This is a genomic window from Azospirillum sp. 11R-A, assembly GCF_049472615.1.
GTDB classification, from domain to species: Bacteria; Pseudomonadota; Alphaproteobacteria; order Azospirillales; family Azospirillaceae; genus Azospirillum; species Azospirillum palustre.
The window spans coordinates 38923-51085 of sequence record NZ_JBCEBL010000021.1 but is presented as its reverse complement, the minus strand read 5'-3'; the positions used below and the strand labels follow the sequence as shown (position 1 = coordinate 51085).

Here is a 12163-nt window from a genome sequence, read left to right as displayed (position 1 = left end):
CAGACCAAAAGGAGCCGGACGATGAGCAAGACGATCATGTGGGCCGAAACCGACGCCAAGGGCTTCGAGTCCGAGTGCCTGTTCAACGAGGACAGCCGCCACTATGAAGTGATGGTCTGCGCCTCGGGCCGCCGGCTCTGCCGGTCGGAGTCCTTTCCGGCCCAGTCCGACCCCATGCAGGGGATGAGCGACGACGACCGCCAGCGGGCGCTGCACTGCGCCGAACGGCTGGTGACCGAGATCGAACACGATCTGGGCGACCGCTGACCGGGCAAGCCCGGACTTGTTGAAACGGCCAGGGCCGGCATCCTCGCGGTGCCGGCCCTTTCGCCGTCCGGTGGCAGCGGCCTACCGATGGGCGGCGAAGTCAGCCGTCCGTTCGACGAGGTCGTCCAGGTTGCGGCGGAACTGCTCCAGCGCGAAGCCGGTGCCGAACATCCGCCACAGCCAGTCGGTCGGCATGTCGCGCGTCCGCCTTTCCGCCCGCGTGCGGTCGATGCCGGCCCGGTAGCCCGCCAGCGCATCGGCGAGCGCCGTCGAGCGGTCGGGCGGCTGGCCGGTGGCGAGGGCGTCGGCCAGACCGCGCAGGGTGGACGCTCCCGCCGCCGCGACCGGTGTCCAGTCGGGGCAGACGTCACGGTCGGCGATATCCTGCCGGGGCTCCCCCACCGCGCGGCGCAGCATCACCACGTCGTGCCGCAGCCGCATCAGCGTGCGCAGCAGCGGATCGGGGTCGGGCATGTCGGCCAGCCGGCTCCGCCGCTCCCGCGCGGCCTCGCCCACCAGGGTTTCCAGCCGGGTCAGGGCTTGCCGGGTCCGCACCACGAGCCGGTTCATGATGGCCTGGGAAGCGTCGTCGGTGACCGCCAACGCATCCAATTGCTCGGCCATCAGCCGCGCCGCCTCCGCCGCCGTGTCCAGCACGGAGCGCGAGGCGCGGGCCGGCACCACCAGCAGCGACACCAGAATGCCGACGATGCAGCCGAGCCCGACCTCCAGCATGCGGTCGGTGGCGAAGCTGAGGGGGCCGAGGCTGGCTCCGGCGCTGCCCAGCAGCACGATGATCGCGGTGATCGGTGCGATGCGGAAGCCGGCCGACTTGGCGGCCAAGTAGGACAGCGGCGCCACCGCCGCAAGCAGTGCCGCGGCACGCGCCAGCCCGTCCGTGTGCGGGATCAGCATGGCAATCGCCCCGCCATAGGCAACGCCAACCAGCGATCCGACGAAGCGGTCCAGCGCCGCCTTCAGCGAGCCGCCGACATTGCTTTGGGTCACGATCAGCGCGGTGATGACGGCCCAGAAGCCCTGCGGCAGGTCCAGCACCTCCGCCAGCGCGAAGGTTGCGAGGGTGGAGGCGGTCATCCGCAAGGCATGCACCAGCTTGGACCGGTTCCGCGCCACCCACGACGCCGGCACGCTCCGCCACCCGCTCATTCCATCAGTCCCGGTCCATCTCCGACTGGCGCTCAGTGTCCACCATGACGGCGCAAATCGCCAGAGACGGTGCGACACCTCCATCGTCCCGGAGAACGGGCAGCGGCGGCCGGTTCGCCGCCGCTGCCCCGCCCCCGTCAGTTCGCCTGGGCCAGCGTCTTGCGCACCTTCGCCACATCCCCGGCACTGACCGGCGGGGCGGCATTGCTCCAGCTGTTGCGGATGTAGGTGACGACCGCCGCCACGTCGGCATCGGTCAGCCGCCAGCCGAGCGGCGGCATCGCCGGTCCGGTCGGACGGTCGTCGGTCGCCACCGCGCGGGAGCCGTCCAGCACCAGCCGGATCAGCGTCGCCGGGTCGTCGGCCTGCACCAGACCGCTGCCGGCCAAGGTCGGAAACAGGAAGGTCTGGCCCTTGCCGTCGCCGCCGTGGCAGGCCATGCAGGTGTCGGTATAGACGGCCCCGCCCGTCCTCATCCGCGCGTCATCCGCCGCCAGCGGCACCGGCGCCTTCCCCGCGGGCGGCGTCCGGTCGAGCAGATAGGTCGCGATGGCCTTGAGATCGGCATCGGTCATCTTGGAGCTGGAGTTCTGGATCTCCTCCGCCATCGGGCCGGAGGCGAGCGACTGGTGGTTCGCCCCGGTCTTCAGATAGGCGGTCAGCTGGTCAACCGACCAGTTGCCGATGCCCTGCCGCTTGTCCGCAGTGATCGACGGTGCATACCAAGCCTGTAGGTTGGCACCCTGCAAGGCGCGGTCGTTGTCGTCGGCCCCCAGCGCGCTCTTCGGCGTGTGACAGGTGCCGCAATGGCCCAGCGCCTGGACCAGATAGGCGCCGCGGTTCCACTCCTCCGACTTCTGCGGGTCGGGCTTGAAGCCCGAAGGTTCGAAATTCAGCAGGTTCCAGCCCGCCATCAGCAGCCGGATGTTGAAGGGGAAGGGCAGCTGGTTGGCTTCCACCGCATTGCTCACCGACTCCAGCGTCTGGAGATAGACCCACAGCGCATGGATGTCGTCGTCGGTCATCCGGGTGTAGGCGGGATAGGGCATGGCGGGGTAGAGCCGCTTGCCGCCGCGGCCGACGCCCTCGCGCAGGGTTCGCCGCAGATCCTCCTCGGTCCAGTTGCCGATGCCGGTCTCGCGGTCCGGCGTGATGTTGGGAGCGACCAGCGTGCCGAAAGGGGTCTGCAAGGCCGTTCCGCCGGCATAGGGCTTGCCACCCGGCACGCTGTGGCAGGCGACGCAGTCGGCGGCAGTGGCGACATAGCGGCCGCGCTCGATCAGGGTGAAGTCCTGGTCGTCGGCGAGGGCCGGCGTCATGACGGCGGCAATGACGCTGAATGACGCCGTGACCAGCAGGGCCGCGGCGATGGCGAGACGGTTCCTGGTCATGCGTGCACCAAGGGGCCGGGGGATTTCAGGTAACGGCTGCGGATCGCATCCGCCGCGCGGAAGGCCAGCGCCCCCACCGTTCCGGTCGGGTTGAAGCCTGAATTCTGCGGAAAGACATTCGCCCCGACGGTGAAGACGTTCGGCACGTCCCAGCTTTGCAGGAACGGGTTCACCACGCTGGTGGAGGGATCGGCACCCATCGCCGTGCCGCCGACCACATGGGTGGACTGGTAGGGAACCGTCGACCAGGGCCCGGTGCGCGGATACTCGACGCTCTGCTGCGCCCCCATGGCGCGGACGATCTCCCCGACCTTCTTGGTGACGTAGGCCGACATCTTCACGTCGTTCTCGGGGAAGTCGAAGGTGATGCGCATCAGCGGCCGGCCGAGACGGTCGGTGTAGGTGGGATCGAGGTCGAGGAAATTGCCGCGGTTGGCATAGCTGCTGGCCTCGCAGCCGACGCTGAGATTGCTGAGATAGCTGTCCCTCATCGCCTTCTTCCAGCCCGACCCCCAGGCCGGGGTGCCCGGCAGCGTCGGTCGCTTGGAGATCGGTTCCGCCCCGATGGGGGCGCAGCGCGTGCTGCCGCCGCCGAGGAATCCCAGCGGCCCATGGTCGAAATTGTCGTTGTTCAGCTCGTCGATCGCCATGCCGGTGGCGCCGCCGCCGATGAAGTTGTTGAAGTTGTATTTGGCGGGATCGAAGAAACCGACGACCTGATTGGCCATCTGGTAGCAGAAATTCCGCCCCACCACGCCGGTGCCGGTGCTGACGTCGTAAGGCTTGCCGATGCCGGACAGCAGCATCAGCCGCACATTGTCCAGCATGAAGGCGCAGAGGATCACCAGATCGGCCGTCTGCTCCAGCTCTTCGCCCGAGGTGTCGACATAGGTGACGCCGGTCGCCTTCTTGCCGGTGGAGTCCAGATTGACCTTCAGCACCTCGCACAGGGTGCGCAGCTCGAAGTTGGACTTGCGCATCAGCACCGGCAGCACGGTCGTCTGGGCGCTCGCCTTCGAATAGTTGGCGCAGCCGTAATTGGTGCAGAAACCGCAGAAGGTGCATTGCCCCATCGTCACGCCCAGCGGGTTGGTGTAGGTGCGCGACAGCAGCGAGGACGGGATCGGGAAGGGCTTGTAGCCCATCTTGGCCGCCGCCTCGGCGAACAGGGTGGGGCCGTAGGTCTGCATCATCGGCGGGTTGGGGAACTCGCGCTTGCGCGGCCCTTCGAACGGATTGCCGCCCTCCTGGATCTGGCCGTTCAGGTTGCCGGCCTTGCCCGACACGCCGGCCAGATACTCGAACCTGTCGTAATAGGGCTCCATGTCCTCATAGGTCAGGCCCCAGTCCTGGATCGTCATGTCATCCGGTATGGCCTGAGCGCCATAACGCTCAGTAAAATGAGAGCGCAACCGGAAGTCGGCGGGCGAGAACCGCCAGGTGATGCCGGCCCAATGCACACCGGCGCCGCCGACGCCGTTGCCGGGATGGAAGGAGCCGAACTGCCGCATCGGCAGCGCCGTCTGGTCGGCGTTGTTGCGGGCGGTGACCGTGGTCTGCGCCGGGCGCAGCATCAGCTCCTGGCGCGAGTTGTAGCGCAGCTCGTCCGGGGCATAGCCGATGTTGAAGTCGGTGGCGGTGTCGCGCCAGGGGCCGCGCTCCAGCGCCACCACGTCCAGCCCTTCGTCGCACAGCTCGTTCGCAATGATCGAGCCGGTCCAGCCGAGGCCGACGATCACCACATCCTTGTGGGGAAGTTTGCGCGCCATTCCTCAGCCCTTCCTGGCCCAGTCGCCGCGACCGCCGATCGACACCGGCGGCAACGTGTATTTCTGATTGTGCTTCAGCACATGGTCCCGGTAGTCGTACCGGGTGCCGGGAAAGCCGATCATCTTCCAGCTGACCATGTCGCGGTTGCCGCCATGGATCGGGTCGGCGAAGAACCCTTCCATCGTGTTCTGCAACAACAGGCTGAAGAGGCTGCCGGAACCGACGGGACCGTCGAACTTTGTCTCGCCCGCCTCCATCGCCGTCAGCAGCTTGTCCTTCTGCTCCGGCGACAGGTCGGTGAAACTCTTGCCGTCCATCGTCCGGCGGCAATGGTCGTCCAGCGCCTTCAGACCCTGGCGGTACCTCATCGCCGGGGGCAGGTCGGTCTGGTCGCCCTGGGTCGGCAGGCCGGGCTGGAACGGCCCCTTCATGTAGAGCCGGTCGGAGGTGCCGTAATGGCCGGACAGCTGGCGGTCGATGAAGACGGCGCAGCCGGCATCCTTGCCGCTGACGCTGAGGTCGTCCGCGGGGATCAGCCGTTCGACGATGGCCTCGACCAGTTCGCCCTCGCGTGGGGTGAAGAAGGTCCAGGGGCCGGGAAGGACTTGGCGGGGCGGCTCGATGGAGCCGGAATCCCAGGGCAGCCCGGTGCCGAACAGGATTTTCGCCCGGGCGCCGGAGGCCGTCAGCGCCACCAGCCCCATCGCCGTGGTGGCGAGGAAGCGGCGGCGGCTGGTGTGGAACACGCTTGGCTGGCCCGTATTCGGGCTTTTGCTTGGGTTCATGTCTGGATCATCCCGGAATCGTCACAACCGCAGCCGTTGTCGCATTGCACAACAGATCAGCGGCGAAACGATGATTTCCAATGATCGAAAGACATACACCCGGGCTCAATGGCGCACGCCGTCATCATTGGGCGATGATCGAGCACAAACGGTCAGTGCGGTGGACGCAAATGTAGTCTCCACCGGTGGTACCCGAGGGCAGACACTGACCTATGGCGACGCAACCTTTCGGCGCCCTCGGTCACTCCTCTTCCTCGTCTTCCTCCTCTTCCGGAACCTCTTCGAAGACGATCCTGTCTCCTACGGCGTAGAGCATGCACTCATGGTTGCCGCCGGACTGCTCGCACCGCTCCAGCGCCGCGTCCTTCGCCTCTTCCTCGCTGTCGCGATCCCAGACGGTGGCCCAGCGGCCGGCGAGCGTCACGGCCAGCGCCTTGTAGCCGGGGTTGCGCTGGTAGTTCACCATGCCGACCTTGCGGGTGTGGTCGCTGACGAAGGGCACGCGCGCCGGATCGAAACGGCCGGCCCCGAGGATCTCGACCGGCATCGGCGTGAAGCCCTTGGCGTCCATCACCACCGCATCGTCGACCGCATAGAGCGTGCAGGGCTCCTCCGCACGGTACTGGCAATATTGCAGGGCGCTGCGCTTGACGTCGTCCCCGGTCCGGCTGTTCGACTTGTTGGAGAAATAGGCGTAATTGCCCTTGGTCGAGATCGCCAGCGCCTTGGGCGAGGGCAATCCCCCATACATCGCCAACGTTTGCCGCGATTTGGCGTTGAGATAGGGGATCGCCGCCACATCGAGCGGCCGGGCCGGCGGAGCCGCCGGAGCCGGGATTGCCGAGGGGGCCGGGATCGGCGCCGGGGCAGGAGTTGGGCCGGGAACTGGAGCAGGAACCGGCGGGGCGGCGAGTGCCGCGACCGAAAGCTGGGCCCGCTCCGCAGGCACCGTCCCGCCCAGTTCGGCGACGCGCGCCTCGGCGATGGGGGCGAAGGTGCCTTGCGGGAACTGCTTCAGATAGGCTTCGAACAAGCCGCGGTTGGAACTGCCCTTGATGCTGTCCCAGAACAGCGTCTCCTTGTCGGCGTTCGCCACGGGCGCCGCCGACGCCGCAGGCGCTGCGTCGGCGGGAGGCGCCGTCACCACCGTGGTCGGCCCCAGGAAATAGAAGCGCCCTTCGATGGGAGAGGCCGAAACCCAGGGCTGCTGCACCCCGCCGGAGTTGCGCTTCACCGCGATGCCGACATCGTTGAAGATATCGAACACGGCTTCGCCCGGCTTCAGCATCGCCTTCGACAGCACCTCGGTGTAGGGGCTGTTGGAGCCGGCGCCATCGGCCGCCACGGCGCCCGGCTGGGTCGCATAGGCGATGATCGTCCCGGCGGGGGCCTGCATCTGCGCCAGGCCCGGCGACGCCGCACGCATGCCGCGCCCGCCGAAGGGATTGTTGCGGCAGGCGTCCAGGATGACGATGTTCAGCCGGCTTTCCGCCAGCGCCATCTCGTCCAGCACCATGGCGACGTCGATCAGTTCGTACCGGACGTCCGCCTCCTTCTCCAGATTGGCGGAAACCGGCAGCAGGTAATTGGTGCCCCGCGCCTGCATGCCGTGTCCGGCATAGAAGAACAAGCCGACATCGGCCCCGGCCAGCTTGGCGCCGAAGTTGCGGATCGCCCGTTCCGTTGCGGCCCGATCCAGATCGAGCTGCGGCGCCCCGCCGATCAACTCGAAGCCGGCCGCGCGCAGGGACTCCGCCATCGCCTTGGCATCGTTGGTCGGGTTGGGCAGCCGTGGCGCAAAGCGGTAGTCGCTGTTGCCCAGCACCAGCGCCACCCGCCGTTCCGCCGCGGCCTCACCCGAGGCCGCCACCCACACGAAAAGCGACAGGGCGAGCGCGACGGTGCGTCCCAGGATCTTCAAAGCCGGTTTCCTTCGGATCGAAAGCAGTGCCGGCACTCTGCCCAGGCAACGGCACGGGATTCAAGGTCGGCGACCATCGTCCTGCACCAACCCGGCATCCGCCTTGCTGTCCGCCATGGACGCGGCGGCGCGAACCGCGTCGATGAAGGCCCGCAGGGCCGGGGCCATCTGCCTCTGGCGCGGATAGCACAGGAACCGGCCGGGAAAGGCGGCGGACCAGTCCTCCAGCAGCGGAACCAGCTCTCCCGCCGCGATAGGCCCGGTCACCGCGTCCTCGACACAAAAGCCGATCCCGATTCCCCGGAGGGTCGCACGCAGTGCCACGTCCTTGTCGTTGAAGATCAGCGGCCCGTCGACCGCGACCTCGAACCAGGTCCCGTTTCCGAAGAATTCCCAGGCATAAGGCATCACATGGCCCGGCCAGCGCCAGCGGATGCAACGATGATCAACCAGATCGCGCGGATGCGCCGGGCGGCCATGGCGATCCAGATAATCCGGCGACGCCGCGGCGATCTGCCGCAAATCCGGACCGAGACGCACGGCCACCATGTCGCGGTCGATTACTTCGCCGATCCGGATCGCCGCATCGAAGCCGCCGGCCACCAGATCCACCACCGCATCGTCCAGCGTGATGTCCAGCACCACATCCGGAAAGTCCCGCGCGAAGTCCGCCAGCATCGGCTCGATGTAGCGTTCCGCCGCCGCGCGGAAACTATGCACGCGAACGGTGCCGGCTGGACGCTCGCGATACTGGCGCACCTGCCCGATGGCATCGCCGAGTTCCGAGACGGCCGGCTGCACGCGCCGGAGCAGATTTTCGCCGGCATCGGTCAGCGCGACGCTGCGCGTGGTCCGGTTGAGCAGCCGCACTCCGACCCGCTCCTCGAACCCGCGCACCAGCTGGCTGAGCGCCGACGGGGAAACGCCCAGCCGCTCCGCCGCCCGGCTGAAACTCAGCGTCTCGCCGACGGCGAGGAACGCGCGAAGCTGGTTGTAGTCGCTGCCGGAGAGTAAGGGATCCATGGGCCGAAGAAAGCATTCTTCAGCCACGCTTACAAGTCTGATCAGAAATCCGGGCATTCTGTAAACATGCCACGGGACGTATCTCTGACCGCGAAAGGAGTCTCCCCATGACCACATGGTTCATCACCGGCATCTCGCGCGGCCTCGGGCTGGCGCTCGCCAAGGCGGCCCTTGCGGAGGGCGACACCGTCGTCGGCACCGTCCGCACCGGCAGGCCGGACCTCCCCGCAGGACGCGGCACCCTGCATGTCCTCACCGTCGATCTCGCCGACGTCGATGCGGCCGAGGCGGCGGTCGGTCAGGCCTTCGCTCTCGCCGGCCGCATCGACGTGATCGTCAACAATGCGGGCTACGGCCTGCTGGGGGCGGTCGAGCAGGCCAGCGACGACGAGGTCGCCCGGCTGTTCGCGGTCGACGTGTTCGCGCCCTTCCGCATCGTCCGCGCCGCCCTGCCCCGCCTGCGCGCCCAGGGGGCCGGGCATATCGTCAACATCACCTCCATCGCCGGACGGGCACCCGGCGCCGGTTCCGGCCTCTATGCGGCGGCCAAACACGCCTTGGAAGGATTGTCCTCCAGTCTCGCGCAGGAGGTTGGCCCGCTTGGCATCAAAGTGACGGCGGTGGCCCCCGGCGCCTTCCGCACCGACTTCCTGTCCAACCATTCGATCCGCAAGAGCAGCGCCGAGGACGCAGCCTATGCCGACAGCGTCGGACGCATGTCATCCGCCTTCGACGGCATGGCCGGGCGCCAGCTCGGCGATCCGGATCGCGCCGCACAAGCCATCCTGGCCGCCGTCCGTTCCGACACCCCTCCGCTCCATCTTCTGCTGGGGTCCGATGCCCTCAACCGCGCCCGGTCCAAGCTCGACGCCGTGATCGCGGAAATCGACGCCTGGGAAGCGGTGACCCGCAGCACCGACTTCACCGACCGGGGCTGAGGCGCGGGGCGGGCCGACGGGCGGGCCAGCGGGCGGGCCAGCGGGCGGGAAGGTTTGCAAGGCCGGCGAACTCTCCCGCCCGCGGCGCCGATTTTCGAACGGGCATTCACATTCGGTCCGCAAACCGTTCATGACGCTGACTAAGGGCATTCAATGGAATTGACGAGATTGCGCTCTCCCGCAGGCTGGCACGGGCCGGCCATAAAAATCGCAATGGGAGAGGAACGCCGTGTTCAAGACCACCACCCGCACCATGGGCCGCAGCATGGGCCGCAAAATGGCCGCCGCCGGACTTGCCGCGCTGCTGCTGAGCGGAACCGCGACCCACGCCGCCTTCGCCGATGACGGGCTGCCCAACGTCACCATCCTGGCGACCGGCGGCACCATCGCCGGCACCGGCGCCACCAGCACCACGACCGTCGGCTACACCGCCGCCAAGGTCGGCGTCGAGAAGCTGATCGAAGCGGTGCCGGAGTTGAAGAAGGTCGCCACCGTCAAGGGCGAGCAGGTCTTTCAGATCGCCAGCGAGAACATGACCAACGACCATTGGCTGAAGCTGGCCAAGCGGGTCAACGAGTTGCTGGCGCAGAAGGACGTCGATGGCATCGTCATCACCCACGGCACTGACACCATCGAGGAAACCGCCTATTTCCTGAACCTGACGGTCAAGAGCACCAAGCCGGTGGTGATCGTCGGCGCCATGCGGCCATCCACCGCCATCAGCGCCGACGGTCCGGTCAACCTCTACAACGCGGTGACGCTGGCCGGCTCCAAGGACGCCGTCGGCAAGGGCGTGCTGGTCTCGCTGAACGACCAGATCAACGCCGGCCGCGACGTCACCAAGACCAACACCTCGACCGCCGACACCTTCCGCACGCCCGAACTGGGCTTCCTCGGCTATATGCAGGACAACAAGGCGCACTTCTACCGTCAGGTCGTGCGCAAGCACACCGCCGAAGCGGAGTTCGACATCTCCAATCTGGACAGCCTCCCGCAGGTCGACATCGTCTATGGCTATGCCAACAACAACCGCACGGCGCTCGACGCGCTGGTGAAGGCGGGGGCCAAGGGCATCGTCCATGCCGGCGTCGGTGACGGCAGCCTGTCCAACGCGATGAAGCCCGGCCTGATCGATGCCCGCAAGCAGGGGGTGGCAATCGTCCGCTCGTCCCGCGTCGGCAACGGCATCGTCGCGCGCAACGGCGAGGCCAACGACGACGAGCTGGACTTCGTCGCCAGCGACACCCTCAACCCGCAGAAGGCGCGCATCCTGCTGATGCTGGCGCTGACCAGGACGACCGACAGCAAGGCCATCCAAAAGATGTTCTACACCTACTGAGCCGGGACATGCGGACAGGGGCCGTCCGGCACTTTCCGGCGGTCCCTCTCAAGTCGCGGAGAATTCCGTAGGCAACAAGCACCCCGGATCGGGCGTTGAGCAGGAGGAAACGGAAGCCGCACAGGGCTCCGACCAGCGGCCGCACCACCGAGGAAGAAGCCGATGCCTGCCCCACACCGCCGCAGCCTGATTGCCCTGTCCGCCGCGGCGCTGTTCGCTGCCCTGGTCGGTGTATCTCCCGCCGCGGCACAGGACACGGCCGGGCTCATCGTGCTGATGCGCCATGCGGACGCACCCGGCACCGGCGATCCGGCCGGATTCACGCTGGACGACTGCGCAACCCAGCGCAACCTCAGCGAGGACGGCCGCACCCAGGCGGCGCGGATCGGCGGGCGGCTGCGGCAACTCGGCATCGATCAGGCACGCGTGCTGTCCAGCCAATGGTGCCGCTGCCTGGACACCGCCCGCCTGCTGGATCTCGGCCCGGTGAAGGAATTGCCGGTCCTCAACTCCTTCTTCGGCCAGCAGGACGAGGAGAAGGACAGGATCACCCAACTGCGCCAGTTCCTGGCCGACCTGCCGCGCGACGGCAAGCCGGTCGTGCTGGTCACCCATCAGGTCACCGTCACCGCTCTGACCGGCATCTTCCCGGCTTCGGGCGAGGCGGTGCTGCTGCGGGCGAACGGCACCCCCAACCCGGAGCAGGTGGACCGGCTGGCCGTCCCCTGATCCGTGCGATGGGGGCGGGTGGTACCGCCCTTCGCGGCGGACCTGGACATCTGCGCCGTTGACCGGACGCCTGCCGTCGGTCTGGATAGGCCGCCCAACGCGGCTGATCGCCGGGAAGATGCCAGGAAAAGGACTGATGTTCGGTGGGCAAACCAAATACTCTCACAATGAAGCACCGATTCATGATGGCGCATGGAGCCGGCTTTACCGGATCGGGCTGCCGCTTCTATTGAGCATCGTCGGGTTTGGACTGGCCGGCTGCTCGACCTCCCACGTCACCACCCCTGCCCGCTCCGCCACCGAACAGCTGCTGATCTCCACCGCAGCCGATCAGGCCGCCGAGCGTTTGGCCGACAAGCTGGCGGTGCAGGGAAGCATTTATGTCGATTCCGCCGGCGTCGAAGGCTACGACACCAAATACGCCGTCTCCGCAGTGCGCGACGCCCTGCTGCGCCACGGCGCCGCCATGGCCGAGAACCGCGACAAGGCGGCGACCATCGTGGAGTTGCGGGTCGGCGCCCTGTCGGTGGACAGCGAAAGCTCGCTGCTCGGCATTCCCAGCATCGACATTCCGATGCCGGTCGGCGGCAGTTCCTCCACGCCGGAGATTTCGCTGTTCAAGAAGGAGCTGACCCAGGGCGTCGCCAAGATCGCCGCCACCGCCTACGATAAGAATTCGGGTACTCTGGTGTCCTCCAGCGGGCCGCAATACGGCTTCTCCAACCGGGCGGAATGGGTGCTGCTGCTGATGCTGAGCTGGGACACCAACGACCTGCTGCCGCCCGACACCCGGCCAGACCCGAAGCCCTGGGACAACTGACCGGACGGAAGCG

General features: G+C 67.5%; 11 protein-coding genes. 5 read left to right on the top strand and 6 right to left on the bottom strand.

Annotation, left to right across the window (positions count from 1 at the left end):
- Nucleotides 1-21 precede the first annotated feature (21 nt).
- On the top strand, nt 22-267 hold the full coding sequence (locus VH569_RS24320; RefSeq protein WP_042691513.1) for a hypothetical protein: 246 nt from the start codon (nt 22-24) through the stop codon (nt 265-267).
- An 81-nt stretch (nt 268-348) separates the two neighbouring features.
- Here the strand turns inward: VH569_RS24320 and VH569_RS24315 are convergent, their stop codons facing one another.
- The 6 genes from VH569_RS24315 to VH569_RS24290 all read right to left on the bottom strand — a co-directional run bounded on the left by VH569_RS24315 (nt 349) and on the right by VH569_RS24290 (nt 8381).
- Nucleotides 349-1434 (bottom strand): FUSC family protein, encoded by a 1086-nt coding sequence (locus tag VH569_RS24315; RefSeq protein ID WP_423318617.1) that lies wholly within the window; start codon nt 1432-1434, stop codon nt 349-351.
- A gap of 137 nt (nt 1435-1571) precedes the next feature.
- Complete coding sequence (locus tag VH569_RS24310; RefSeq protein WP_423318615.1) at nt 1572-2825, bottom strand: c-type cytochrome; 1254 nt, start codon at nt 2823-2825, stop codon at nt 1572-1574.
- Nucleotides 2822-4594, bottom strand: a complete 1773-nt coding sequence (locus tag VH569_RS24305; RefSeq protein WP_423318614.1) for a GMC family oxidoreductase — start codon at nt 4592-4594, stop codon at nt 2822-2824. Before VH569_RS24305 ends, VH569_RS24310 begins: the two co-directional genes overlap by 4 nt.
- A 3-nt stretch (nt 4595-4597) precedes the next feature.
- Nucleotides 4598-5380 carry a gluconate 2-dehydrogenase subunit 3 family protein gene (locus VH569_RS24300; RefSeq protein ID WP_423318612.1) on the bottom strand — a complete coding sequence of 261 codons (783 nt, stop codon included), beginning with the start codon at nt 5378-5380 and terminating at the stop codon, nt 4598-4600.
- Nucleotides 5381-5621: 241 nt separating this feature from the next.
- The gene (locus tag VH569_RS24295; RefSeq protein WP_423318610.1) at nt 5622-7301 is read right to left on the bottom strand and encodes a caspase family protein; all 1680 of its coding nucleotides are present in this window, start codon (nt 7299-7301) and stop codon (nt 5622-5624) included.
- A 60-nt stretch (nt 7302-7361) separates the two neighbouring features.
- Nucleotides 7362-8381, bottom strand: a complete 1020-nt coding sequence (locus VH569_RS24290; RefSeq protein ID WP_423318608.1) for a LysR family transcriptional regulator — start codon at nt 8379-8381, stop codon at nt 7362-7364.
- A gap of 50 nt (nt 8382-8431) precedes the next feature.
- On the opposite strand from VH569_RS24290, the gene VH569_RS24285 reads away from it, so the two are divergent.
- From VH569_RS24285 to VH569_RS24270, 4 genes are all read left to right on the top strand, one after another.
- Entirely contained in the window at nt 8432-9262 is an 831-nt protein-coding gene (locus VH569_RS24285) for an oxidoreductase (protein WP_423318607.1), read from the top strand.
- Between the two features lie 229 nt (nt 9263-9491).
- Nucleotides 9492-10601: a type II asparaginase gene (locus VH569_RS24280; RefSeq protein WP_423318606.1), complete on the top strand. Its 1110-nt coding sequence runs from the start codon at nt 9492-9494 to the stop codon at nt 10599-10601.
- Between the two features lie 162 nt (nt 10602-10763).
- Nucleotides 10764-11330, top strand: coding sequence for a histidine phosphatase family protein (locus VH569_RS24275; protein WP_423318604.1), 567 nt, complete (start codon nt 10764-10766; stop codon nt 11328-11330).
- 136 nt (nt 11331-11466) lie between these two features.
- Nucleotides 11467-12150: a DUF6655 family protein gene (locus tag VH569_RS24270; RefSeq protein ID WP_423318602.1), complete on the top strand. Its 684-nt coding sequence runs from the start codon at nt 11467-11469 to the stop codon at nt 12148-12150.
- The last annotated feature ends 13 nt before the right edge of the window (nt 12151-12163 follow it).